Raw genomic sequence first — 25874 nt, 5'->3', positions numbered from 1 at the left:
GACCGGAGGACCGAAAAACAAAGGACTGCTCTAAGGCATAACCCTTATCACAGCCCTCTATTCTTTCGTTACTTCGAAAGAATTTCGTTAACCTGTTCGTCCAATTGCTTCAAGCCTTCATCCACCGTTATTTTGTTGTTGAATATTTGATCACCGATTGGAGCGAGTGCTTTGTCTTGCGCTTCGCGCCATCTGAGGTGATAAATATCCCCGATCATGCCATATTTCTTCCAATCGAATCGGGCTGCCTCATAACCTTGCGGCGCCCATGAAGGCATCGCAACTTCTTTGATCGCCGTCTCGTTTACCGGAATCCAGGATTGCTGCTCGGCAATCGTTTTTTGATTGTCCGTCATCGCCCACTTCATGAATTCCCACGCTTCTTCCGGATGTTTGGATTTCTCCGTCATCCCGTAACCGCCCACCCAGTAAGGCACGGCACGGTTTCCATCCCATTTGGGCATCGGAGCCAAATCCCATTTGAGGTCTTTTGCCGCTTTCATGGAGGCGATATCCCAGTCTCCGCCGACATACATGCCGATTTTACCCGTCAGGAAGTCTCCGCCCAGCGCGCTGGACTGCGAGGCATTCGGCGCTACGCCATGCTTAAACACCAGGTCCTGCAAGTATTGCAGCGCATTTTTCGTTTCAGGCGTATTAAACGTCAGCTTCTCCGGATCGTGAATATTGTCGGTCAGCTTGCCGCCCTGCTCCTGGCTGAGCGCCATCCATCCCCACCATGCGCCGAGCGACATGGTTGTACCGAATTGTGTCGTTTTGTCGCCCGATTTGATCGTCAGTTTCTGAGCCGCGCTGAGGAAATCATTCCAGTCCCAATCCTCTGTCGGGTAAGATACATTGGCTTTGTCGAACAGATCCTTATTGTAATAAAGCACAAGAGTCTGATAGTTTTCCGGAGCAACATACATGTTTTCCCCATCAAACTTTAATGGCTCAAACAGATTCTCATTAAAATCAGCCATGTTCAAATCGCGTTCGAAATACGGCTGCAGATTTTTCATCAGCCCTTTTTTGTACCATGCATAAGCGGGAACATCCCAATAGAACAGATCCACCGGCGAGTTGGACGCCAGGGACATCTCAATTTTCTTGAACGTTTCGTCCCATGGCAGCAGCGTCATTTTCACTTCGATATTGGGATGCGACTCGTTAAAACGCTTCACCTTGTCCTTCTCTTCATCATCCAGCGCCGGACCGTTGGACCATCGGATAAAATTCAACGTTACTTTTTCTTTTTTGCCGCCTTCATCCGCCGGCGGGTTGTTCTTGTTGCCCGGGTCGTTCTTGCCGTTTGTTCCACTGGAGCAGCCGAACAGAAGTGTAAGGATCATTACAGATACGATGGCCAAAGCGAATTTCCCTTTTCTTTTCATGCCCAATCCCTCTTTTCATTATGTTGGCTTGCTTGACTAACCTTTCACACCGGTAAATACCATGCCTTTGACAAATACCTTCTGACTGAGGAAATACAAGATAACACAAGGGGTAATCGCATACAAGGAGGCTGCCATCAGCAAATGCAAATCCGGTGATGACCGGGCCGAGCCCTGAAAATAGGACAGCCCCAGAGCCAGCGTCCTCTTGTTCTCATCCGTCAAATAAATCAAGGGACCCATAAAATCGTTCCAGGTTCCCATAAAGGTGAACACGCCAACTGTCACCAATACCGGCTTGCTCAGCGGAACGATGATTTTATACCAAATGCCGTAGGTGTTGCAGCCATCGATGCGCGCCGAATCCTCCAGCTCATAGGGGATACCCATATAAAACTGCCGGATCAGAAAAATGTAGAACGCGCTGCCGAACCATGCCGGAATAATGAGCGGCAGAAAGGTATCGATCCAGCCCATTTTGTTGAAAAAGAGATACGTCGGCACCATCGTCACGGCACCAGGCAGCATCATCGTGGACAGCAGCACCAGGAAAATCAGATTCCGGCCCGGCGCGTTCAGCCGGGAAAACCCGTACGCCGCAAAGGAGCAGGAGAACAAGACACCCGCAAGGACAAAAACGACGATAATGGCGGAATTCAGCGTATACAAGGGAAACGGAAACGTCGTTAACGCATCCTTGTAGTTGTGCCACTGTACCGGAGACGGGATCCATTGCGGCGGGAAGATGTAAACATCCGTCTTCCTTTTGAGCGAAGTGGAGACCATCCATGCAAACGGAATCAGAATCATCAAGGACAATAGACAAAGCACCAGATAGCTGAATGCGTCGTGCCAAAGCTCCGAAACTCTTTTTGAACTCCTTTTACGGACCGGTGCCGGCTTACTGACAGGACGAGATTGAGTGTTTACCTTCATTTTCCCGACCTCCTGTTTCCTTCGTAAAAGACCCACATCGGCGACGATTTAAAGACAAGCAGTGTAAACAGCAGAACAATAAGGAAGATCACCCAGGCAAGCGCGGAAGCATATCCCATCTGCAGGTAGGAGAAAGCATTGCGGTACAGATACAGCACGCTGAACAGGGTCGCGTTGTTCGGGCCACCGGCTGTCATGATAAACCCTTCCGTAAACACCTGCAGTGCCCCGATAATGCCCGTAATCAGATTAAAGAAAATGACCGGCGAAAGCATGGGGAGAGTGATGTGAAAAAATTGTTTCCGCTTGTTCGCACCGTCGATTTCGGAAGCTTCGTACAAGTCAGTCGGAATGCCTTGCAATCCGGCCAAATAAATAAGCATGCTCCCGCCGACTCCCCAAAGACTCATCATAATGATCGGGGGCAGCGCCCATTGTTCATCGATGAACCACTTCGGTCCTTCGATGCCGATGGTGCCAAGCGCCCAGTTGATCAGGCCGAAATCGGGATTGAAAATCCATTTCCATAGCAATGCAACGGCAACGCCGGACATTACCGCTGGCAAATAGAAGATGGTACGGAAGAAGTAGATGCCGCGAATATTGCGGTTCAGCAGCACAGCCAGAACCAAAGAAACAATCAGCACCATCGGAACGCTGGTAACCGAATAAGTCAAGGTAACTTTAAGCGACTGCCAGAAGAGCTCGTCCTGAACCAGCGTCTTGTAATTGTCCAACCCGATCCATTGGGGCGTGCTCAGAATGTCATATTCCGTAAAGCTGAAATAAAGAGACGCCGCAATGGGGCCGAGCATAAAAATGAGCAGACCGAGAATAGCCGGACTCATGAATACATACGCATCCAACGCTTCCCGGCGTGACCGGGTCAACCACTTGCTCTTTTGTTTCATGATAAGCATTCACCTCCATTGTTTTTTCAAAAGCGTCATGAGCGAATAGCGGTCAGTCCGCAACTCCACCCCGAAACGTTTCGGAAATACAGGAAAAAAAATGCTGAAATATTAAGATCCCTATTTCAGCAGTATAGACGTCATCATGCAATCGTTTTCATTGGGTCCAACACGGGATACCGGATTTGCGAGATATCCCGTTTCCGTTTCCCGTTTCAAGCCTTTTATGTTGGCCGGGGTACCAGCCCCGCTTCCTCAGGCTGGCTTGAATCCTTCTTCGTTCAGATATTCTTCCGCCTCATCGGAGGTTTCGAATACCATTTCGAGGTTAAGTCCCGCATAGACGTACCATAGATCGTCCTCACGCCTCAGTTCCAGGGATTGTCCATCCGGACCGCTCCACATGCTGGCCATACCATCTCTTGCGCCTGCCGCGGCCTGCTTCCTCCGGCTCTTGGGCTGGGGAGCTTCCGGCACCTTGATGGACAACGAGCGGATCGAATCGTCGATCAGCGCACGCAGCTCCTCTGCAGAACTTTCGCGTATATTCACAAATCCCCGCTCATCGGTTTCATAACCCCGGAGCAGTCCCGCATAGACAAATCCGTTCCCCCCCGGATGCAAATGAAACACGACGATTTTCTTATCATGAGCGGATTCATCGTAATGAAAGTTCACCCGTCCAAGCGAAACGTTTTTTCGCTCAAGCTGGGGAAATGTCTCAATGATCGCAAGCTTTTCTTCAAAACTAAGCATAGTTACAACCTCCAGGTTACAGTGCCGATTTTGCCTGTAAGTATATCATAATGCTTCATTCCGATGATAGCTTGTCCTCATGCCTTCCCGCCGGCAAAACTCCGGTAACCTCGCCGTCCGTGTCGATATGCTCTACGGCTGCAAGGCCTTCAAATACAGTCGCGATGACGGCACAGGTTACCGTTTCCCCCGGCTGCAGCGTTTGATGCGTACCCTGTTCCACGCCGCCGCTTACGCTGACGGGATATCCCGTGCATGGCTCCAGCACAACCGTTTGCAAGCCGCGCCAGCCGCCATAGGAGGCAAACAGCCAGCAGCTCGGAAGAACGGCGGCATCATAGCTTAAGCCAAATCCGATTCCCGCCCGGGTGTGGGTCAAGGCGCACCATCCCGCATGCATGCCGGTCGCATACTGGAATTCGCTGACCCCGGAGGATTCAGGCAGTACCTGGCGCATATCGTATTCCTTGCCGCTGCTGTCTTGCGAATACGGCCAATCGTAACTATACGAGGTACGGCCGGTCCGGGGTGCGCCAAAGCTCTCCATCTGCATCCGTCCCGCAGGCAAATCGATCCGCGAATGCTCGTCCGCCGCCATGGCCGCATGCAGCTTCCACAAGTAAGGCTGAGGTTTCCTGCCCGTGTTGGTGATGGTATGCTCGAACCGCAGCTTCGTTTCCCCGGCGCGGAGCGTGATTCTTTTGCTCAGGAGGCTGCCGCTGATCGGCGTTTCCACCCACAGTCTCAGTACGGCCTGCTCCGGGTCCGCTTGTTCCACGGCATACTGCCAGGGCAGGGTCCATATTTCCCCGTGGTCGGGATACATCTCGCCTGCGATTATCTCCGCTTCATCGTTCGGGTACAGCTCGTCCCAGCCGCCGAAAAACTGGTCGTCGTACACGGAATGAAACGGCAGCTTGCGCGGCTGGATTCTCGGGTTCTGCCAGAGCAGATCCCGGCCGCGCGGTTTATAGGTGATTTGCCATATTTTCGCCCCAAGATCCGGCATAATGACGACGCGCAGAGCGTCATTCTCCAGGATAACCGTCCGGATATCCTGATAGGTCCAATTCAGATCGACTTTTACTGTCACCGCTAACCTCACACTCCCAGTCCTGCTTTTCCAGGCAAATCGAGCATGCATTCTTCCTGATCACCGTATGACTTACGCTCCTGGCTGAAGGTCTGGCCTTCCGGAGCGCATCCTTGGCTTATTCCGTTATAATAGCGAGCAAATCCTCCCGCAGCGGCGTGAAGGTTTCCACCACAACGGAATCCTCCAGCGCCTCGACGGCGTGCTCCACATCGCCTGGCACAAAAATCTGTTCGCCAGCCCCGACGATATGGGTCTGCCCGCTCATCGTCAGCGCCAGCCTGCCGCTGATTACGAAGGTCAGCTGCTCATGCGGATGAGCATGCGCAGGCCCTTTGGCTCCGGTATCGAAACGGATCATCATACTCATGATATTCCCGCCTGGCGGGAATATCTTGCGGCTGATCCCCGCCGCCGGCGAATGCCATTCTCCAAAAGCCGTCATTGGCTTGCACCTCCTGGTATCAGCAGCACTTTGGACACTTCGCCCGGCTGGTTCAACAACGTCTCATACCACTGCGCCCCTTCGTGAAGAGGAGCTTCGACAACACCTTCCGCAAGTCCCATTCGACCCTCGTGGATCCAGTTCAGCGCAGTATGGAAATTAAGCTGCGAATAAGCGAACGATCCCGTCAGCGAAATTTCGCCGCGGATGGCGGCATTTACCGGGAGCATGGATTCATCCTCATGCAGTCCGGTAAAGACGACGCGTCCGCCGGAGGTGCATGCCAGCACGCATTGGCGGCGCGTCAATCCGGCACCAACCGCATCAATCGCGACATCGGCCCCTGCTCCGCCGGTCAGCCGCAGCACCTCTTCCAGCGTATCGGCTTGCGAAGGGCAGACCAGATGCCTGGCCCCCATCTTGCCGGCGATCGCAAGGCGGTCCTCGTTCATATCGACAGCGATAATTTCCTTAACTCCGTATTGTAGCACCGCCTGCAGCGTGAGCATGCCGATCGGCCCCATGCCCAGAATCAGCATCGTATCCGAAGGTTTCGCAGCCGCAAGCTCCGCTGCCCTGACCGCGCATGCGGCAGGCTCCGCCATCGCAGCCTGCTGGAGAGTCATCCCCTCAGGCAGCGCATGAAGAAATGCCGCCGGAATTTTCACATATTCCGCATTGCTTCCCGGGAGAGCCGCGGACAACAGCTTGCGCGCTACGCACAGCTGCTGCCTGCCGCTCAGGCATTTCACGCAATGTCCGCAGGTCACAAGCGGATTGGCCGTAACGCGCTGGCCGATTGACCATTGGCCGGCGGCTTCGATCCGGCTGCCCATCGAAGCGATGGTGCCGGAGAATTCATGACCGAAGATCATAGGCGGCTTGCGGAGCGCGTTTTTTCCCAGATATCCGCTCAGCTCCGAGCCGCAAATACCCGAGTACGCAACCCGTATGACCACTTCGTCCTCCCCTGCGACAGGTTCTTCCGTTTCTCTCATATTCATCAATCGGGGACCTTCGTATATAAGCGCCTGCATGCATAGTCTCCTTCGCTGGAAGAACCGGCTATCGCCATCCTCAGAGGCAGAATGAGTAGAAATTATCAGCGATATCAGGTTCTTCCCTGTGAAATATTCGTGTTAAAACGTGATGGACAAACCGCCGTCTACGGGCAGAATTGCACCACACATATAAGAAGCGTCCTCCGATGCCAGAAAGGCGATCACACCTGCCACTTCCTCCGGCTGTCCGGAGCGTCTTTGGATGATTTTGCCGCGTGCGACATAGATGGACTGGAACCAGTCCGTCTCATGCTCCTTGACCCCATCGACGACCGACATCGGTGTGTCGATGAAACCGAGCGCGACTCCGTTCACCCGTATACCCTCGTCCATCAGCTCAAGCGCCGTGTTGCGCGTCAGCTGGTCCATGGCCCCCTTGGCCGCATTATAATGCGACGACTCTTCAAGAGCCCGGGTGCCATTAATGGAGGAAACATTGACGATACGCCCCGGGATGCCTTTGGCCTTCATCAATTGGCCCGCCGCCTGCGTGCAGAAAAAAGTCCCGTCGACGATAATGTCAAACACCTTGCGCCAGGCGGCGCGGTCGGCGCCAAGAAAGCGGATGGGCTCAAAAGCCGCCGCATTGTTGACCAGAATGTCCAGTCGGCCATATGTCCGCTCCATATGGGCGAAAATGCCTCTGACCGACTGTTCGTCAGAGACATCGCCGGCAATGAATTCCACTGCAAGCCCCTGTTCCGTTAACATACGTGCGGCAGCTTCTCCCGCATCGGCCCGCCTGCCCGTAATGACAACCTTCGCCCCTTCAGAGGCGAGCCGGCTAGCCGTGGCATAACCAACCCCTGTCGCTCCTCCGGTCACAAGCGCTACCTGGCCCTCAAATCTGCGTATAACCGCCATCGCAATGCCCCCTTATTTCACCCGGAATTTCTCCACTAACGCTTCATCTACGGTAACTCCAAGGCCCGGCAGATTCGGCACCGAAACATAACCGTCCTTGAACACAATCGGTTCCGCTACCAGATCCCGTGCCAGCGGCGAGGTCGATACCGTATGCTCGATCATAAAACCATTGGGGATCGAAGCGGCAAAATGGGTGCTTGCTGCTACCAGAATGCCTGTCTTGAAGGCATGCGGAACGACTTTCTTGTGGCGCTCATTAGCCATATAGGCAATCCGCTTGCCTTCTGTCAGACCGCCGCAGCGTCCAAGATCAGGCTGAATGATATCCACATGACCATCTTCGATCAATCTGCGGAATGCGGTCACGCCGCTCTCCTGCTCGCCACAGGCAATATTCAGGCTCGTACGGTCCGACAGCTCCCTGTAGCCGGAGATATCATCCGGATGAAGCGGTTCCTCGAGCCAATACACGCCGTATTTCTCATAAACCTCCGCCATTCTCAGGGCGCCTTTGAGGTCCCAGGCAAGACCGGCATCTATCATGACGTCAATGTCATCGCCAACTGCTTCGCGGATGGCGCGGATCTGCTGTTCATCGAATTTGGCATCGCGGCCGATCGGCCCCCAGCCGAATTTCATCGCTTTATACCCTTGGGAGACAAACTGCTCCGCAAGCCGGACCGCTTCTTCGACCGTATCCGGCATAAGCGAGCTGGCATAAGCCCTCAGCTGCGAGCGGTATGTACCCCCAAGCATTTCCGAAACCGGACGGCCGGCATGCTTGCCCGCAATATCCCAGAGCGCCATATCGATGCCGCTCATGGCATGAATGGCCGGACCGCTGCGTCCAAAATAAATCGTGCCCCGGTACATTTTATCCCAGAGGCGGTCGATTTCCAGCGGGTTCTCCCCGATCAGCAGCGATCTTAGCCCCGTAGCGATCGAATGGGATGGAGGCGCATCGATTGCCGCTTTGGCCACGAGCGGAACGGAATCAACCTCGCCCAGACCGGTAATGCCTTCGTCTGTGTGGATGCGGATCATTAGGGTATCCTGGGTGCCGTCACATTTGCTGGCATCCAGATCAGGGATTTTCAGATAGATGGATTCGACTTCGGTAATTTTCATGAATGGATCCTCCTGCTTTCTTTCCTTATTTATTTATGAGTGCCGTATTGCTGCGGATTAATCTTTAATACCGTTATCTATTCAGGAAGTTAAATTTCCTTGCATCGGTACTTCAAGACTCTGCAGCTTCCATTCGAGACCGCTGGGAGAGCGTCTTTGTAACCGTGCCGGTACCATCATCGGCTTGCCGATATTTTGTAATACAACGATCCATGGAGCGCGTGAATATTCTCTCAGATGATTTAAAATCCGTGCATAGCGCTTTCATAATCTGGTTTTATTCTACCTCCACCACTTTAATATTGTCAACAATATTAAAGTGGTTTGTATTATGAAAATTGTTTACAATTATCAACCTCGTGATTTTTTTCTCTTTTAGCAGTATACTTAACGTATTCAAACAATTGTTTACACTAGAAGGAGATTTCCTGACATGGCTGAATTCACATTTAAACAGCAAGCCAATACCTCTTTACGGGAGAAAGTGACCAATGATTTGCGGGAAGCGATCCTGAACGGCCACCTTCAGCCTAGAGCAAGAATCAAGGAGATGGAGATTGCCGAGCAAATGGGCGTCAGCCGCGGCCCGATTCGCGAAGCGATCCGGCAGCTGGAGCGGGAAGGCCTTCTGATTTCTTTTCCTTATAAAGAAACGGTTGTCGCCGATTTGGATGCCGAGGAGGTTCAAAATATTTTGAATCCCATCCGCTTCCACATTGAATATTTCGTGGTGCGGCGCTACCTGGATAAAATGGATGATGCTTTCTTTGCGAAGCAGGAGGGGATCATCAACGAGATGCGCGCTGCCGTGGAGCAGGGCGAGAAGACCCGGCTTGTGGATCTGGATCTGCTTTTTCACCAGAATATCCTGGATATGGCTACAGAACGTACCGTTATGCTCACCTGGCAGAGCATTGTCAATCAGATCCGTCTGCATTTTTCCAAAAACCTCCCGTATTATGATTTGAATCATATGGAGAGCGATCACCAAGTGCTGCTGGACGCCTTCCGGACCAAAGATCCCGATCAAATTCAGCAGGCGATTCTTCGGCATCTGGAAAGCGACGATAACCTGCTCTGTTTCACCAAGTAGATATACGTCCGTCCTGAATAACGTGCCTGTATTTTGCAGGAGGCACGTTTTTCAACCCTCCTTGCAGCTCGTATTACCGTCCCCTCTGGCTCTTTCACTGCCTGCAAGCCGGTTTTTCCTTCTTGCGTACACCCACTACACCGTTCTGCACGCTCCAAGAAGGTTTTTCCTTCTTGCAGCTCATGAAGTTGTTCCCGTCTGCTCCTTTGCTGCCTGCCCCCTAAAAAAGAACCTCCAACCATCGGCACGACAATGGGATCGGAGGTTCTTTTATGTTTGAGCAGAAACGTAAAATACTGACCGGTTTAAGGAGGCATCGCCCTTCCACAAACATGTGGTCTATTTCGTTACCATCACGCGGCTAAGCGCCGACGGACCATTCCGTTACCCTAGCCATTACGCAATGTTGCGGCAAAGTTACCCTTTCTCGCCCGGCGTCATATTCTCGTACAGAAAATCAACCAGGTGAACAGCCTGCATATCCTTGTCCATGCCGCTCTTGTTGATGCCCAGCTTCATCTGCAGAAGACAGCCGGGATTGCTGGTGATCATATAGCCCGCGCTTGTATTCTTTGCGTTCTCCATCTTATGATCCAGAATTTGATTGGCCATGTCCGGCTGCGTCAAATTGTATATGCCTGCAGAGCCGCAGCAGCGGTCAGACTCTACCATTTCCACAAATTGCGCACCATCGACGCTGCGCATTAACCTGCGCGGAGCATCGGAGGATTTCATGACATTGCGCATGTGGCAGGAATCCTGATAAGTGATGCGGGCGGATTCACTTGCTTTGACCTCGAATTTCGGCAGCCTGCCGTGCTCGACGATCAGGCGGCTGACATCCACCGCATGGGAAGCGAACCACGCTGCATCCTCCTTCCACTGCGGATCATGATGCAGCAGATGGTCGTATTCGCAGAGCAGAGCCCCGCAGCCTCCGGCGTTGGATACAATCCACTCCACGCCCGCTTCACGGAACACGCGGATATTGGTCATGGCCAGCTTCTGCGCGCCATCGGCCTCCCCGCTGTGGGCATGGAGCGCGCCGCAGCAGGTTTGCTCATCCGGAATAATAACTTCAAATCCGGCTTCCGTCAGCAGCCTGACGGTGTTGACATTGGTCTTCGTAAACATGATGTCCATGATGCATCCGCGGAAAAGCCCGACAGTGGCGATCCGCTTGCCTTTGGCTGGATGGCGGACGCCGATTTCCTTGACGACCCCGGCGCTCGACGTTTCCGGAAGGATCTTCTCCATGTTCTTCATATGGTCCGGGAACATATTCATGATCCCGGTGCTGCGCGTCAGCGTCTGCAGACCGGATTTCTGGTACATCTTCAGAGCGCCGCCCAGCAATCTCATCCGTTTGGGATGCGGGAACAATCCTTCGAACGCCAGCTTACGCGCGGATTTGACCCACCAGCGGTGACGGACCGTATGGTCCTCCACGGCATCCCGCGTCTGCTCGATCAGCTGTCCGTATTTCACGCCTGCCGGACACGCCGGCTCGCACGCGCGGCAACCCAAACAATGATCCATCTGCGTCTCGAAAGCATCATCCGGCTGCATAACGCCGTCGACCACGGCTTTCATCAAGGCAATCCGACCCCGAGGGGATTCTGCTTCAAGTCCCGTTTCCCGGAAAGTCGGACAAGCGGGAAGGCAGAAGCCGCAGCGCATACAGTTCATCAGCTCATCGTAATCCAGCTTCTTTTGCAGCGAATCGACAAGCGACACGGTCATTCCCGGTTCCTGCAGCTGCTTAGCCATGCTCAATCACCACCCGTTTCCGCGCCGCTTTGGCGAATATTTTGCCCGGATTCAAGAGGCCCTCCGGATCGAAAGCCTGCTTGATTCCCTGCATGACGCTAATGCCTGCGGGACCGACCTTCCACTCCAGGAACGGCGCCTTGACGAGCCCTACCCCATGCTCCCCGGTAATCGTCCCGCCAAGGCGGATCGCCGCTTCGAAAATATCCTCGAAAGCCGCCTCCACGCGGTGGACTTCTTCCTGATCGCGTGCATCGGTCGTCGCGGTAGGATGCAGGTTTCCGTCCCCGGCATGACCGAAGGTGCATATCTGCACATTATGCTTCAGAGCGATCTTGTTAATTTCAAGCACCATATCGGCAATCTTCGAGCGCGGTACGGTTGCGTCCTCGAGAATGGTCGTCGGGCGAAGCCGGGCAAGAGCCGTAAAGGCGCTTCTTCTGGCTGTCATCAGCTTGAGTGCATGCTCCTCGTTCGCCGCGATTTCCGTACGTTCCGCATTCTCGGCTTTGCAGATCTCCGATATCCGCTGGATATCGCGTTCAACCGTTTCCTCGTCACCATCCTGCTCGATCAACAGAATCGCCTCCATATCGAGCGGCAGCCCCAGCTTGGCAAAATCATCGACGACCCGTATTGTGGGACGGTCCAAAAACTCCAGCGTAGCCGGAATAATCCGGTTCTCGATAATACTGGACACGGTGCGGGCCGCGCCATAAATATCCTTGAACATGGCCAGCATCGTTTTCTTGTACTTCGGAGGCGGAATCAGCTTCAGCGTCGCTTCGGTAATGACGGCAAGCGTACCCTCCGAGCCGACAAGCAGCTTCGTTAAATCGTAGCCCGCGACATCCTTCATCAGCTTGCCTCCGGTGCGGATGATTTCGCCATTCGCCAGAACCGCTTCCAGTCCGAGCACATAGTCCTTGGTCGTGCCGTATTTGAGACCGCGCAATCCTCCGGAATTCTCGGCAATATTGCCGCCGATTGTGGAAATCGCCATGCTGCTGGGATCCGGCGGGTAGAACAGCCCGAGCCCCTCAATATGAGTGCTGAACTGCTTGGTATTCAGTCCCGTCTGCACCGTCGCCGTCAGATTCTGCAGATCGACCTCCAGAATCTTGTTCATCCGGTGCATGACCATCACGACTCCGCCGTTCACAGGCACCGTACCTCCGCACAGATTGGAACCCGAGCCGCGGCTGATCACCGGTATGCGGTGGCGGCCCAGTACCTTCAGCGTTTGCGAAACCTGCTCCGTGCTGGCCGGATAAATGACGCCATCCGGAAGCGATTGCAGCATCGGCGTTCCATCGTATGAATGGGTGACAAGCGCTTCCTGATCATCCCGTACCCACTGATCGCCCATAATGGCCTGCAGTTCTTTCTTCACTGCTTCAGGTAACATATACGTACAACCTCCTAAGCGTTTTCTTGTATTCCCTTGAATATGCTCCTCTGCTACAAGAAAACTCATATCGGAAGCATATGCTAAAGGATTATGATATAATGAATTCGATTGATCAGGTCATCTGATGACTTTTATAGGAAAAAGTATATCACACCCTTTCAAAAACGGGTACAATAATTTATATATTCAAATTCCAAAGGATTACATTTCATCCCTTTAAATATCCTCTATCAAGAAGCTACGGGAAGGATTGCTATCACGTGACAAATACAAGACCGCTTAAAAGCAGTGAATGGGTCATGAATGATTTGAAGACGCAAATTGCTTCCGGCAGCTGGAAGCCCGGGGACAAGCTCCCCTCCGTCGTTGATCTGGCGGCGCAGTTCGGAGTGGGCCGCTCGACGATCCGCGAAGCGCTCAGTGCGCTGAAGGCAATGGGCATGCTGGATATCCGCCAGGGCGGCGGCACCTATGTCAAGGCAGACGCTCCCGAGCAGGCACAGCCGCTGGACAATGCCGAGTGGATGTCCCGGGCCGAATCGCTGCGCCATATTCTGGAGGTGCGCAAGGTGCTGGAATCCGGCTGCGCTGCGCTCGCCGCCAAACACCGCTCGGAGGATCATCTTCAACGGCTGCGGGATACGCTCGAAGAGATGGGGACTTCGCTGGGAGACGAGCAGGCAAGCGAGCAGGCAGATGTCCGGTTTCATCTCCAGATCGCCGAAGCTGCGCAAAATCCGGTGTTGACCGATCTGGTCCGCTCCTTATCCGAGAAGCTGCATGACAGCATGAAGGACACGCGGGCTTTGTGGTTCTATGCCGAGCTTCGTTCGGCCGAGCGGCTGCTTGGCGAGCATACCGGCATTTATGAAGCGATTGCCAATCAGGACGAACCCCTCGCCGCGCAGCGGATGGAGTCTCATATCGCAAAGGTGGAACGGGTGCTGTACGAGAAAACCAACCGGGCTTGATTGACCGGCTGCCGGCTGGTTTCCCTTCCGGCTTAAGTGGCCGGCGGTCGGCAAACATACATGGGCGGAGCCTTATGTATGGCTCCCAGCACCTCCGAGACAGAGAAAAAAATGCCGGTCCAGAGCGCAAAATAGCGTTCTGGACCGGCATGTCTTGTGTAGCGCCCTTGGCGGGGGTGAGTATACATCACGAGATTTAACGGGGATAACGATTAAGAGAGCCTTCTACTGCCAGGCGATTCCAGCCTCTTCCAGCAGGGCAGTCAACGCATACACAGCCGCAATTACCCGCTCCGAATCAGTCGCCTCAGGGAGATAGGCATGCAAATGCGGCTCAACCGACAGGAACCCTTGGAAGCCGTCTTGCTTCAATGCCGCGAGAAGCGCCGGGAACTCTCCTTCGCCCGCCCCAGCCGGCACGAACATTCGCGGGTTGCGGGAAGCATCCTTGATATGAATATAGTCGACGTATGCCGACAGCTTAGGATAAGCTTCACTGGCAGGCCTGATATCGTTGTTGACGAAATTCCCGGGATCCAAGGCCAGCATGGCGTGCGTGGAGTTGCATGCCTGGAGGATCGTCAGGCAATGCTCAGGAAGATCCCCATAAACGCCGCTCTCATTCTCAATAATGAGGACAACATTCCCTTGTTCGGCAATACGCGTCAATGCCTTCATCCGGAAGATCACTTCTTCCCGGTATGCCGCATGTTCCCCTTCTGGTATGAAATACGAGAAAATACGTATATATATGGCTCCAAAATAGTGTGCAGCGGACACAGCGGCATGCATGGCTTCTATCTGAGGCTCAAAAGGATCCGTAATGTTATATTTGCCGATCGGCGAACCGATGGATGAGATGCGAAAGCCTTTTTCATCCAGAATCGACTTTGCCCGCGCTTTATCCTCATCGGTTAAGGCCAGCACATTCTTGCCCCATATATTGCGCAGTTCAATATGGCGCAGCCCCAGACCGGCCATGACCTCCAACTGCTCAGACAAATCCATCGATATCTCATCAGCAAAACAGGTAAGCGTCATCATATTCAGCAAGTCCCCATTCCTCCTATTTCTCCCAGCTAGCCGGGGAAAGACGCTGCGATATCCCCTTCATCCGCCTGGACGACCTTCTTCACGTAACGGGATGAAGCAATCAGCTCTCTGAGCTTCGCTTCGAATTCATCTCCGCTGAAAGGCACGTCTATAGTTTGTTTGTTAAAGGAGGACAGCATGATCCCGTTGGCTATGGTCAGCCCCTTGATTCCCTCCGTACCATGGGCAATGAGCTCGCCTCCGCCGTTTTGAACGGCTTTGACGAACAATCCGGTTACGACATGATGACCGCTTGGCGCATCGGTATTAACCTGAATTTCCTCTTCTGTATATTCAACGCCTCCGAAACGCTCTTTGGTTTCAAGACCGTATTCCAGCATTGATTTGCGGTTCCGATAAAGCATCAGCTTCTCATTCTCGTAAACCAGCTTCCCGAGCTCGCCTATAATCTCAAGCCGATTCGTCCCCGGCGACTCCGCAGTCGTCACAATAAGATGGCCAATCATGCCGTTGTCATGTTCAAAATAAGCCGTGACTTCGTCTTCCACTTCAATATGGCGATACTTGCCGATATGCGCATGCCCGCTGATGACCGAAGGAACGCCGACCAGCCATTGATACATATCCAGCGTATGCGGACATTGATTTGTCAAGATTCCTCCGCCTTCGCCCGCCCAGGTCGCACGCCAGCCGCCGCCATCGTAATACGCTTGGGAACGGAACCACTTTGTATGAATCCATGTTGTGCGGGTTAAACGGCCAAGCTCGCCGCTGCTGACGATCTGCTTGATTCGGGCGTAGAACGGAAGAGTCCGCTCCTGAAACATGATGCCGAAGACGAGCGCCGGATTTCTCCGCTTCGCCTCCTCGTAAGCATCAATTGTTTTCTGCGCATCGTTGATATGAACAGCCAGCGGCTTCTCCGTCATGACATGCAGCCCCTGCCTGAAGGCTGCCTCGGATATAGGCGTATGATCATAATGCGGAACCGCAATAATGACGGCTTCCAGGCCGGACCGTTCAAAAAGCTCCCTGTAATCGTAATAAGCCGTCGATCCGGCGTCAGCCGCGGCTTTATCCGCCTTTGCCCGGTCCACATCGCAGACGCCGACCAGCTCAATGCTGTCCATTGCCTGCAAATAGTGGAGGTGATGCCCGCCGATGCCGCCGAGCCCAACCAGCCCGATTTTGACCTTGTTTGGTGTCATGCTCATGAAGGATTACCCCTCCCTTTTCAAAAATAAAGGATATTCTTCTTTTTATCTGTTTTATTGTAGAATAGATAAAAAGCAATTTCCTTGCATTCTATGCTATAAATCTTGCTTTTCTTGGCTTAATCAAAGAAGGAGGAGCTAGAAATGCTCGATACTTATTTAACTTCCATCGATGAGCATATTCATTTCGACCATATCCAGAAACAAGTGCATAATATTGATTTTCATCTGCATCGCGGCTGCGAGATCTATTTGCTCATTCAGGGGGACGTTCAATATTTCGTGGAAAAATCGGTCTATCCGGTCGCTTACGGGGATCTCATCATTACCAACGAGCATGAAATTCATAAGCCTGCTTTCCAGTCCAATGCCGTATATGAGCGGATCACACTGCAATTTATGCCTGTGATAATGTCCCCATTCCGAACCGCCACCTATGATCCCGTACAATGCTTCTACAACAGGCCCCATGGCGAAAACAACAAGGTGCCGCTTGGCGCAATGGATCTGACTTATCTGCGCACCCTCTTCGCCAAATATGCCGAGCTCTGCCGGCTCCAGGCGCAAGGCAATGGGATCCTTAAGCTCAGTTGTCTTATGGAGTTGCTTGTGTTCATCAATACTGCTTTCAGCAGCGGCCATACAGCCGAAGACAACCGTTTTATGCACGAAAAACTGTCGCCGGTGCTGAATTATATTGAAGCTGAGCTCGCAGGAGACTTGTCGCTGGATCATCTGGCGAAGCAGTTCTACATCAATAAGTTCTATCTCATGAAGCTGTTTAAAACCTACACGGGCAGTACCATTCATGAATACATCATCTCCAAACGCATCGCAGCCGCCAAACGCTATTTATCCGAAGGATGCAATGTTACTGAAGCGTGCTTCCAATCCGGCTTTCGCGATTATACGGCCTTTCTTAAGATGTTTAAAAAGAAGGTCGGCCTGCTGCCAAAGGATTATGTGTAGACAAGCCTTACCCATCCGGCCGTTCATCAAAATAATTTTACTCCTCCGCAACCTAAATGCCCCCCTCCCCATCTAATACCTATCGGGACGCCGAAGAAGGAAAGGAGATGCAGCCATTGGATGCATTCGCAGCCGTCCGGGAGGCCCGGCAGGGATCAAGAGAAGCGTTCATCGGCTTAATACGAGACAATGAAGCAATGATGTACGCGATAGCCAGGAACTTGTTAAAGTCCGAAACGGACACTGCCGACGCTATTCAAGAAGCCATATTAAATGCCTATAACGGAATCGGAAGCTTGCGGGAACCCGCTTACTTCCGGACTTGGCTGGTTCGGATTCTGATTAACGCATGCAGGCAGATCAATCGGCATAACAGCAAATATGTCCCCATGAGGGATGGCGTCGAGCTAGCAGACCCGCACGTCAATCCTTCTGCGCAATTGGAAATGGAGGACCTGCTCAGCGGATTGGATATGGAGCACAAAGAGGTGGTGGTGCTCTATTATATGGATGACATCTCCGTAAGGGATATTGCGCAGATGCTGGATTTAACCGAAAGCAACGTCAAATCCCGCCTGTACCGGGCGCGAATGAAGCTCGCCGCTTTAATGAAAGAGACGGAAGCATGGGAGGGATTGCGATGAACCCCGCACATTCTGATTTGGACAAGCATATCAAGGAGCATCTGCGTCTACAGGGAGAAGGCATACCGGTGATAGTAAGAACCCGCATTGATCAGACGCTTGCCAATTTGCCCGGCAAGCCGGACAGGCGCAGAGGAAGAAACAGGGCCCGCAGCATCATCGCGTCATGCCTGGCCGGCTGCATCGTGCTTACGGCATCGGCGTTCGTTATGAAGGACAGTACATTCGCCGAATCGGTCAAACCTTATATCCATTCCGTATTCTCCTGGATGGGCGACAAAGGACTGTCCAGGGAGCTTGAGACTGAGACGCCCGAAGAGCTTCCTGTTCTCGCCGAGAAAACAAGCAGCGGCTACACGCTCCGCATTCACGAAGCGCGCTTCGACGGCCTGCGGTTATCCTTCAGTTATTCCCTCGCGAAGCAGGACGGCAGCGTGCCGAAGCAGACGTTTATCACGCCCGCTTTCCAGCTGGACCCATCCATCAAAAAAATGGCCCCGGGTACGCTTAAGTCCGATTCCAGCAGCCTATGGGGAGAAGACAGGGTCGGCATCGTCAATTATTTCTTTGATTCGCCGCTTCCCGATCAGTTCCCATTGAACATCAGCGTGCCTAAGCTCGCGATCTCCACGCCGGATGCAGCCGGCCAAACCACAATGGCCGGTGACTGGAGCTTCGCGATCGACATTCGCAAATCCGGAACCGTCGCCGTCCAGTCCTACGGAAAGGAATATACCAGAGAGCGTGAGAATATCCGCTTTGGCGTTGTACGGTCCCGTTTGTCACCCGTTGCCTCGGAGTGGAATTTCCACTGGGAGATACCTGCAGCGATCATGAAAAAATACGGTCCATCGCTTGATTCGCGTACCCGATACGGCATAAAATACAAGGTCACAGCCTCAGATAGCGACCTTTCTGTCATTACCTCGATCAGCAGCAGCCGCGCCAAGGACCGCTCCCTGCCGATGGATCAGCAGACAAGCCAGGAGGATATCCGGCTATTTACCGATCCCCTTCCCGACGGTGCCAGGAACGTCAAGATTGTACCCATCCTAATGGTCTTTCCGCAGCCCGATACCGATGAGACTTACCAGGAAAAACCGCTGGACTCGTTTGCCGTTGAAATTCCGGTTCCCTGACAAGCAGCAAAAAAAGCAGCGTCTGATTTCACTCAGGGCTGCTTTTTTCATCGGGAAACTTGCGTATAGCTTTTTGTGTCAAGCGTCACCGCCCCCGGTAGCCACCTTGGATTCAAACCGCAGCTGCCTCCTTCCAGGGCAGATATAGCGTAAACCGGCTGCCGCGTCCCTTCTCGCTTTCCAGTCCGATAACCCCCCCAAGCAGCTCCGCGAACTGCTTGGAGATGGACAGACCCAGACCCGTTCCGCCGTAGGTTCGGCTTGTCGATCCATCCAGCTGCTGAAAGGCTTCAAATATGAGGGAATGTTTGTCTTTGGGGACGCCGATTCCGGTATCCTGCACAGAAAAAGCAAGCCAGTCACCCGGCCGGACTTCCCCGCTGCCTGCCTCTTCAACCTCCACCGCCTTATAGACGACCAGTTGAATACTGCCGAAGGCTGTAAATTTCACGGCGTTGGACAACATATTGTTCAATATTTGCCGCACCCGCTGCACATCCGTATACAAAAACTCCGGAACCCCGAATTCCCGCTTCACCGTCAAATTGATATTTTTCTTCAGTGCAACCGGTCCAAACGTATACTTGAAATGCTGAAGCAGCTCACTGACGCTGAATTCCTCCCGGTTCACTTCCATATGACCGGCTTCGATCTTGGACATATCAAGCACATCGCTGATCAGCTTCAGAAGATCCTCCCCGGAAGAGTGGATAATGCTTGCGTACCTGACCTCTCCCTCAGAGAGATTCCCGTCCGAATTGTCCTGCAGCAATTGGGCCAATACCAGCATGGAATTAAGCGGTGTACGTACCTCATGGGACATATTGGCCAGAAACTCCGATTTATAACGGGAGGCCAGCATGACCAGCTCATTTTTCCTCTCCAGTTCAATTTTTGCTGCTTGAAGCTCCGCCGTTCTCTTCTCGGCGAGGCGGTGCTGCTCCTCCAGCCGCTCATTATATAAGAGCAGCTCCTGCTTGCGGTTGGCCTCCATAATGAACTCCCGGAGAATCAGTACAAACATAAAACTGAGGATCACGCTTAAAATATAGGAGCCGGGGGCTATTCTCCACAAATAATGCTCCATCGGGATGACACCGAACAAGGCAATAAAAATGACGTTTATGGTATTTACAGAGAAAATGACCGTCACCATCTTCTTGTAGAATCCAAAACGCCTGCGTGCAGCTTCCCTTACCACAAAATAACAGGCCGCGCTCATCACCAGCATATTGATGGAGCCGACCACTGCAGCCTCGTTCAGGCCAAAGGTGAGCCGGGCGAGAGCTACGCCTGCACCGATAACGATGATCGATGCCTGGTGACGGACAAACATCGGGGCGATAATAATGGTCATAAACCGGAGATCGAATAGGGTACCCGAGCTGAACCGGAAGCCGTACTGCATCGATGCCCAGCCCCCGAGAATGACCAGTACGACAAACAGGGCTTCTTTCCAACCAGGCGTGAGCTTGTAGATCAGATATTTATATACGAGACTCGCTAAATACATCAGCAGAAGCATGATACTGATATTCGCAAAAAATGTTTTTACAAAAATGCCCAATTCCTGCATGATCCTAACCCTTCTGCAACCTGATTTAGAATGCGTTTGTATTATTGAATCCATTTCATAATTGATTTTTCCCTAATTATAAAGTTGATTCTATTATAACTAAATTTAATTGTAGAATGTGTTTTTTCAATAAAACGTTCTCTTTCCCGCAACTGCCATCTAAGGAGCAAAGATTGCGGCAATGGGTTCCGGGGTAAATCCTTATTATAATGAAACTTCCAATACCGAGGCGGGAATTAACACTCCAGATATTTAGCCAAAATCTGCGGACTCCCCTGTCCGTGTACTATTTCTTCCATGAAGACTCAAACAAATAGGCCGCTTGCTTCTTTTTCATCGAATCAGCGTGCATTGCCAGCAGTTCTTTGAAAGTCTGAGGAAATGGAACAATGCGGTCTTTGCTGCCTTTTCCTTTGTTGATCCTGATCTGACAGTAATGAAAATCGATGTCCACCAGCTTAATGCTGATTAACTCACTGACCCGGACACCTGTATACATTAGAGTTTTCACGATCATCATATCCTGAAAATTCTTGGCCTTCCAAACCACTTCATAGTATCTTTTTAATTCTTCTTCTGTCGGCACGTAAGGTAGCTTCTTTGATGATTTTGGAACCTCAATTTCAAGCTCGCTCCTTAGATGCTGAAACAAACTTTTTAAGGAAGCATAGTCCGGTCGTTCTGCGCGAAGATACTTCGCCAGTTCCCGGGCTTTCTTTTTTTGCGGATAATCGTTTTTCAATCATGCCAGCTCACCCTCCAATGGAAGTCTTTCCTTCATGTCCAATCGGAATGTGCCATAAAGGGGTCCGGTATGCTTAAATTCCTTGACCAAATCTTTTAACGTTTGTTCGTTTACAACGGGGTACAGGACATCTTTAATGATACAATGCGGTCCAGCGTGGGAGGTACGATTTTTAATTCATGGAATCGTCGGTAAACGCGTTCCTTTAAATGCTCAAATTCATGATCGTGATGCAGAACATGTTGGCATAGCCATTCTGTCACTTCCTGAGCGTCCTCTATCGTATCCTCTCTGAACCCAAAGAACTCCCGGATCTGCGTTCTGTGAGGTGTTTCCAGAAATTTCTTAACAACCAAGCCCCAAGGCATAGCTTTAGTATTTATTGTTGAGTTGATAAAACAAGACAAGATTTGTCTTGTTAATATGCTACATTTACTCATGCAACCAACAAAATATGAGAAGGATTGGTGGATATTTTGAATGAGATCAGTACATTCGTGCAGCGCTACAGCGAGGTATGGAACGAGACGGACGTCGGTCACCGTAGAAGGGTAATCGCAGAACTTTGGTCAGAGGATGCTAGCCATTATACGGAGACACTCGAAGCGCATGGACACGATGCGATTGAGACCCGAATTACCGAAGCGTACGGGGAATTTGTCGGCACGGGTAAGTATGTTTTTAAGGCTCTTGACAATGCTGCCAGTCATCATAATGTTATGAGACTCCAGTGGGTTATGCTGCCGCAGGATGGCGGTAAGGCAGCTGCTCTGGGAACTGTCTTTATCGTATTAGGCGGTGATGGCCGTATCCTGTCTGACTACCAATTTTCTGACGAGTTATAAATAAAGGAGGAGTTTATTTGAAAAGCTATCATATCAATATGGGTATGGGACTTGCGGGACTTACCATTAAGGAACATGATATACCGGTTCCCGGTCCGGGAGAAGTACTTGTTAGGGTACGAGCTTGCTCACTCAATTTTCGGGAAATCATGATTATTTTCCAAGGCTTCTACCCGCTACCGGTTCTACCGGACGTTATTCCGGTTTCGGACGGAGCCGGCGAAGTTGTACAGATTGGGGAAGGCACGACCCGAGTGAAGCCAGGTGACCGAGTTGCAGCTTCTATCTTTCCGAACTGGACCCATGGTCCCTTCAGTTTGGAAAACGCTGCGCAGATCGGCGGCTCGATTAACGGTATGTTGACCGAGTATGTCGTTCTTAGTGAAGACGCGCTTGTCCATATTCCCGACCATCTTTCCTTCGAGGAAGCTGCGACATTGCCTTGCGCTGGCGTTACGGCATGGAATGCGCTCCATTGCGGCCGACCGACGGAAGCCGGGAACACGATACTTACTCTCGGCTCGGGTGGCGTATCTCTCTTCGCTCTTCAATTTGCCAAACGACTCGGCGCACGCGTAATCGCAACGACTTCAAGTGAAGAGAAAGCGCAAAGGCTTAAAGATTTAGGTGCCGACGATGTGATCAATTACAATGAAGTGCCGGATTGGCATATGGCCGTACGTGAATTGACGGATGGCCGTGGTGTCGATCGCGTAGTGGAGGTTGGTGGCGCCGGCACGCTCGAAAAATCGATCATGTCAACTGACTTCGAGGGACAGATCAGCTTGATCGGAGGCCTTGCCGATGCGGTGAGTACGGTTGACTTCAACTCCCTCGTCTCTAATGTATACTCTTTATGGTCCATTGCCGTTGGCAACCGTGTGCACTTTGATGCTATGAACCGCTTCATTGCCGACAATCAGTTGAGGCCTGTCATTGATCGTATATTTCATTTCGACGAGGCTGAATCAGCCTTAAAATATTTAAAAGAACAGCCGCGTTTTGGCAAAATTGTCATCCGTCTCGACTGATCACCCGCTCATCATTTCTTATTGCCTTGTGAAAGCCGCTTCTAGTGTCGCTAGGCTTTTCCCTATCGTCCCATAGTAAAGCAAATAATCCGGATCCCTAATTAAGGAATCCGGATTGCGTAATATTTGGGGATTACGTCTAGCTTAGGGTTCTCAGTACTTGTAAAATTTTTTCAGGCTCCAACATACGCATAAAGTTCGGATCGACATGGGCGTATCGAATCATGGCATTACTGTCGATCACGTACGTTGCCGATACCGGCAAAAACCAACGGTCCGTTGCATTATATTCCGCCAAATTGATTTCTAATTTCTCGTACATACCCTTGAGCGAACCCGAAACCTCGTACAAAACATGATATTGACTCGCCACGCACCCATCCGTGTCGCTCGTTACAAGGAAAGAAAGTTCCTCTTTTTCTTGTTGGCTTAAGGTGTTATCCGGACTTTGGGGTGAAACCGCGATTAGTGAAGCTCCAAGTTCCTGGAACTGCGGCAACACCTCTTGAAAAGCTCGCAGCTGAAGGTTGCAGAAAGGGCACCAGCCCCCGCGATAAAAAATCAAAATGACGGGTCCTTTGGCTATCTCTTCAGTTAGATTAATCTCTCTACCGAGCGCATCCATCAACGTAAAGTCAGGAGCTATGTCACCGACTTGCAAGCCACCCGCGATTCCTGATCTTTGTAGATATTCGATCGATTTTTGAAGAATTTGATACTCTGCCGGTAAGTGACTACGAAACTCTTCTTCCTGGGCCTCGAACTTTTGGTTTATATATTCGCTCATGTTGGTTTCAGCCTCCTATTTTTTTAAGTGCAAATATAGCGTATCATCTAAACTAGACAGATCATGACTTGTTTAATAGATGCACAATATAACACAAAGGATAAGGATGCTATTGTTAAAATCACAACGGCTCGTCCAACTCATAATGGTGATCAACGCCAAAAAATCATTTACCGTTCCGGAACTTGCCGAGGAATTCGGTCTCTCTACTCGTACGATTACCCGCGATTTGCAGGAATTGAGCGCATTGGGCATTCCGATTTACTCCGTACAAGGAAGGGGTGGGGGCTATAGGCTTTTGCGCGAGAGGATGCTTCCGCCAATTGCGTTCTCGGAACACGAAGCGGTCGCGATGTTTTTCGCTTGTCAGTCTCTGCAGTATTACGGTTCGTTGCCTTTTGACGAGGGAGCAGCAGCCGCTCTTCATAAGTTTTATCATTACTTGCCCGCCGACGTAAAGGAACAAATTGATCGATTAAAAAATAAAGTCGCGATCTGGAGTCCACATCGATCGATGTCCTCGGCTTGTCTAAGGACAATCCTACAGGCCGTAATGATTCGGAGCGCCGTGACTATAGAGTATAAATCTAGTCATGGCATATCGGTCAGAGACATTCAGCCAGTTGGCCTCTATTCGAGCCAAGGCTACTGGTATTGTCCGGCTTACTGCTTTCAACGAAAAGCTTACCGGTTATTCCGTGGGGATCGAATAAATTCCGCGAGCTTGAACCTGTCCATCGAGTGTCTGGAAGAAGTAGACAATAGATCCGTGAAGGATTGGAATGCACCGGAATTATTAAAAATGGAGAAAACAGCTCTGACCGTCAATTTAACGCCTAATGGTGTACGAGCTTTTGAATCGAGTTCGTTCGGAGATTCCATCGATTACCGGGAAGATGGAAGTGGTACGGCTCATATTTTGGTCCCAATCGATAATCTTTCATTCTTTGTGAATTTGATTTGGGGTTTAGGGGAGGATGCAGAAATCTTGGAGCCAGCAGAAGCAGTTGATTTCATCAAGCGGAAGATAGAGAAGATAAAAAATATTTATGAATGACTAACTGAAAGGCTCTTTTTTTGCTCCCCTTATGAAAAAGAGGCAGAAGAGATGTTGAAGTTAATTTCTTGAAAATTTCCATTTCAATCCATTAGTTTGCGGGTGGTATCAGCTACGCTGGTAATACCTCTACAGCAAACAAAGCGGATGGAATATCCGCTTAAAAATGTTGATGGGAACCGAATTATGCTACTCTGTAGACGAAGCTACCGTTATATTCAGAGATGCGTGCCATTATTCAGGTAGTGCTTTCTCATTTTATTAAAGACGAATAAGTGGCTTATAAAATGGAGACGATCGGTTCTGTGGCGTGTGTGAAAAGGGTTTTTCGCCCGTCAAAAGGAGGCCACGATGAACGAAACAACATTAGAGCTTCAGTTATTTGAGAACTTAAAGCCTGAGTTAACATCGTTCTGTTACAGAATGTTAGGATCCATCGATGACGCGGACGATGCTGTTCAGGAAACCTTTATTCGTGTTTGGCAAAGTTGGCAGTCATTCAGGCAGGATTCCTCATTCAAAACATGGGTTTATCGGATTGCATCAAACTTATGCCTGGACAAGCTAAGACAAGCCAAACGCCGCACGCGTCCCGTTGACCTATCCGACCCAGCGGTACCTGTCGACGAACTCCGCGAAAAGCTTCCTGACTCAGCTTGGATTTGGCCTGCCCCTGATTTCTCGGGGAGTCCGGAAGATATCTTCATTCGCAAAGATACCCTTGAACTCTGTTTTATTACACTCTTACAGGCCTTACCCCCCCGTCAACGTGCGGTTCTTATTTTGAAGGATGTATTCGAATGGTCCTCCAAACAGATCGCAGAAACTTTAGGAATATCTCCGGCAGCGGTTAACAGCGCCCTGCAAAGAGCCAGAGAAACGATGAAGCGAGCGAAACTTCATTCTAACGAGTTTAGTATGATGGATGTCGAACCTGATCGTGAGCTGCTATCACGGTATGTGGAAGCCTTCGAACAA

Annotated in this window: 24 protein-coding genes and 1 pseudogene; 9 read left to right on the top strand and 16 right to left on the bottom strand. The window is 51.3% G+C overall.

Annotated features, from left to right (window positions below; genetic code table 11):
* Nucleotides 1–68 precede the first annotated feature (68 nt).
* From IEY46_RS24730 to IEY46_RS24690, 9 genes are all read right to left on the bottom strand, one after another.
* Nucleotides 69–1394: an ABC transporter substrate-binding protein gene (locus IEY46_RS24730; RefSeq protein ID WP_188996228.1), complete on the bottom strand. Its 1326-nt coding sequence runs from the start codon at nt 1392–1394 to the stop codon at nt 69–71.
* Nucleotides 1395–1430: 36 nt separating this feature from the next.
* Nucleotides 1431–2330, bottom strand: coding sequence for a carbohydrate ABC transporter permease (locus IEY46_RS24725; RefSeq protein WP_188996226.1), 900 nt, complete (start codon nt 2328–2330; stop codon nt 1431–1433).
* Nucleotides 2327–3241 carry a carbohydrate ABC transporter permease gene (locus IEY46_RS24720; protein WP_188996224.1) on the bottom strand — a complete coding sequence of 305 codons (915 nt, stop codon included), beginning with the start codon at nt 3239–3241 and terminating at the stop codon, nt 2327–2329. The genes IEY46_RS24725 and IEY46_RS24720 overlap by 4 nt, the downstream gene beginning before the upstream one ends.
* A gap of 255 nt (nt 3242–3496) precedes the next feature.
* Entirely contained in the window at nt 3497–3997 is a 501-nt protein-coding gene (locus IEY46_RS24715) for a hypothetical protein (RefSeq protein WP_188996222.1), read from the bottom strand.
* A 55-nt stretch (nt 3998–4052) separates the two neighbouring features.
* On the bottom strand, nt 4053–5090 hold the full coding sequence (locus tag IEY46_RS24710; protein ID WP_188996220.1) for a DUF4432 family protein: 1038 nt from the start codon (nt 5088–5090) through the stop codon (nt 4053–4055).
* Nucleotides 5091–5208: 118 nt separating this feature from the next.
* Nucleotides 5209–5535 carry a cupin domain-containing protein gene (locus tag IEY46_RS24705; protein WP_188996218.1) on the bottom strand — a complete coding sequence of 109 codons (327 nt, stop codon included), beginning with the start codon at nt 5533–5535 and terminating at the stop codon, nt 5209–5211.
* Nucleotides 5532–6572 carry a zinc-dependent alcohol dehydrogenase gene (locus IEY46_RS24700; RefSeq protein ID WP_188996216.1) on the bottom strand — a complete coding sequence of 347 codons (1041 nt, stop codon included), beginning with the start codon at nt 6570–6572 and terminating at the stop codon, nt 5532–5534. Before IEY46_RS24700 ends, IEY46_RS24705 begins: the two co-directional genes overlap by 4 nt.
* Before the next feature lie 102 nt (nt 6573–6674).
* On the bottom strand, nt 6675–7460 hold the full coding sequence (locus IEY46_RS24695; RefSeq protein WP_188996214.1) for an SDR family NAD(P)-dependent oxidoreductase: 786 nt from the start codon (nt 7458–7460) through the stop codon (nt 6675–6677).
* Between the two features lie 12 nt (nt 7461–7472).
* Nucleotides 7473–8591 carry a mandelate racemase/muconate lactonizing enzyme family protein gene (locus tag IEY46_RS24690; RefSeq protein ID WP_188996212.1) on the bottom strand — a complete coding sequence of 373 codons (1119 nt, stop codon included), beginning with the start codon at nt 8589–8591 and terminating at the stop codon, nt 7473–7475.
* 433 nt (nt 8592–9024) lie between these two features.
* Between IEY46_RS24690 and IEY46_RS24685 the strand changes: the two genes are divergently transcribed.
* A complete protein-coding gene (locus IEY46_RS24685) occupies nt 9025–9684 on the top strand; it encodes a GntR family transcriptional regulator (RefSeq protein WP_188996210.1) in 660 nt (219 codons plus the stop codon).
* Nucleotides 9685–10101: 417 nt separating this feature from the next.
* On the opposite strand, the gene IEY46_RS24680 is transcribed toward IEY46_RS24685, so the two are convergent.
* Together IEY46_RS24680 and IEY46_RS24675 are read right to left on the bottom strand one after the other, a co-directional pair.
* Entirely contained in the window at nt 10102–11454 is a 1353-nt protein-coding gene (locus tag IEY46_RS24680) for a (Fe-S)-binding protein (protein ID WP_188996208.1), read from the bottom strand.
* A complete protein-coding gene (locus IEY46_RS24675; RefSeq protein WP_188996206.1) occupies nt 11447–12862 on the bottom strand; it encodes an FAD-binding oxidoreductase in 1416 nt (471 codons plus the stop codon). Before IEY46_RS24675 ends, IEY46_RS24680 begins: the two co-directional genes overlap by 8 nt.
* 263 nt (nt 12863–13125) lie before the next feature.
* Here IEY46_RS24675 and IEY46_RS24670 point away from each other — a divergent pair, with 263 nt between their 5' ends.
* Nucleotides 13126–13836 carry a FadR/GntR family transcriptional regulator gene (locus IEY46_RS24670; protein WP_229750529.1) on the top strand — a complete coding sequence of 237 codons (711 nt, stop codon included), beginning with the start codon at nt 13126–13128 and terminating at the stop codon, nt 13834–13836.
* Nucleotides 13837–14061: 225 nt separating this feature from the next.
* Here the strand turns inward: IEY46_RS24670 and IEY46_RS24665 are convergent, their stop codons facing one another.
* Together IEY46_RS24665 and IEY46_RS24660 are read right to left on the bottom strand one after the other, a co-directional pair.
* On the bottom strand, nt 14062–14880 hold the full coding sequence (locus IEY46_RS24665) for a sugar phosphate isomerase/epimerase family protein (protein WP_229750582.1): 819 nt from the start codon (nt 14878–14880) through the stop codon (nt 14062–14064).
* Between the two features lie 35 nt (nt 14881–14915).
* On the bottom strand, nt 14916–16103 hold the full coding sequence (locus tag IEY46_RS24660) for a Gfo/Idh/MocA family protein (protein ID WP_188996202.1): 1188 nt from the start codon (nt 16101–16103) through the stop codon (nt 14916–14918).
* Nucleotides 16104–16247: 144 nt separating this feature from the next.
* On the opposite strand from IEY46_RS24660, the gene IEY46_RS24655 reads away from it, so the two are divergent.
* From IEY46_RS24655 to IEY46_RS24645, 3 genes are all read left to right on the top strand, one after another.
* Nucleotides 16248–17072 (top strand): AraC family transcriptional regulator, encoded by an 825-nt coding sequence (locus tag IEY46_RS24655; RefSeq protein WP_188996200.1) that lies wholly within the window; start codon nt 16248–16250, stop codon nt 17070–17072.
* Nucleotides 17073–17188: 116 nt separating this feature from the next.
* Nucleotides 17189–17716 (top strand): RNA polymerase sigma factor, encoded by a 528-nt coding sequence (locus tag IEY46_RS24650; RefSeq protein ID WP_188996198.1) that lies wholly within the window; start codon nt 17189–17191, stop codon nt 17714–17716.
* Nucleotides 17713–18855, top strand: coding sequence for a DUF4179 domain-containing protein (locus tag IEY46_RS24645; RefSeq protein WP_188996196.1), 1143 nt, complete (start codon nt 17713–17715; stop codon nt 18853–18855). The genes IEY46_RS24650 and IEY46_RS24645 overlap by 4 nt, the downstream gene beginning before the upstream one ends.
* 112 nt (nt 18856–18967) lie before the next feature.
* Here IEY46_RS24645 and IEY46_RS24640 read toward each other — a convergent pair whose 3' ends face one another.
* Both IEY46_RS24640 and IEY46_RS24635 read right to left on the bottom strand, forming a co-directional pair.
* Entirely contained in the window at nt 18968–20431 is a 1464-nt protein-coding gene (locus tag IEY46_RS24640) for a sensor histidine kinase (RefSeq protein ID WP_188996194.1), read from the bottom strand.
* Between the two features lie 286 nt (nt 20432–20717).
* Nucleotides 20718–21173 carry a tyrosine-type recombinase/integrase gene (locus tag IEY46_RS24635; RefSeq protein ID WP_229750528.1) on the bottom strand — a complete coding sequence of 152 codons (456 nt, stop codon included), beginning with the start codon at nt 21171–21173 and terminating at the stop codon, nt 20718–20720.
* Nucleotides 21174–21643: 470 nt separating this feature from the next.
* Between IEY46_RS24635 and IEY46_RS24630 the strand changes: the two genes are divergently transcribed.
* A complete protein-coding gene (locus tag IEY46_RS24630; protein WP_229750527.1) occupies nt 21644–22021 on the top strand; it encodes a hypothetical protein in 378 nt (125 codons plus the stop codon).
* A 17-nt stretch (nt 22022–22038) separates the two neighbouring features.
* Nucleotides 22039–23052: a zinc-dependent alcohol dehydrogenase family protein gene (locus tag IEY46_RS24625; RefSeq protein ID WP_188996192.1), complete on the top strand. Its 1014-nt coding sequence runs from the start codon at nt 22039–22041 to the stop codon at nt 23050–23052.
* Between the two features lie 139 nt (nt 23053–23191).
* Here the strand turns inward: IEY46_RS24625 and IEY46_RS24620 are convergent, their stop codons facing one another.
* Nucleotides 23192–23839, bottom strand: coding sequence for a peroxiredoxin-like family protein (locus tag IEY46_RS24620; RefSeq protein ID WP_188996190.1), 648 nt, complete (start codon nt 23837–23839; stop codon nt 23192–23194).
* Nucleotides 23840–23951: 112 nt separating this feature from the next.
* Between IEY46_RS24620 and IEY46_RS24615 the strand changes: the two genes are divergently transcribed.
* Both IEY46_RS24615 and IEY46_RS24610 read left to right on the top strand, forming a co-directional pair.
* On the top strand, nt 23952–24896 hold the full coding sequence (locus IEY46_RS24615; RefSeq protein WP_188996188.1) for a helix-turn-helix transcriptional regulator: 945 nt from the start codon (nt 23952–23954) through the stop codon (nt 24894–24896).
* Nucleotides 24897–25244: 348 nt separating this feature from the next.
* A pseudogene (locus IEY46_RS24610) lies at nt 25245–25874 on the top strand (RNA polymerase subunit sigma-70); the annotation flags it as partial.

This window comes from Paenibacillus nasutitermitis, from assembly GCF_014641075.1.
Classification (GTDB): Bacteria; Bacillota; Bacilli; order Paenibacillales; family Paenibacillaceae; genus Paenibacillus_Z; species Paenibacillus_Z nasutitermitis.
This window is presented reverse-complemented; position numbering and strand designations above follow the sequence as displayed.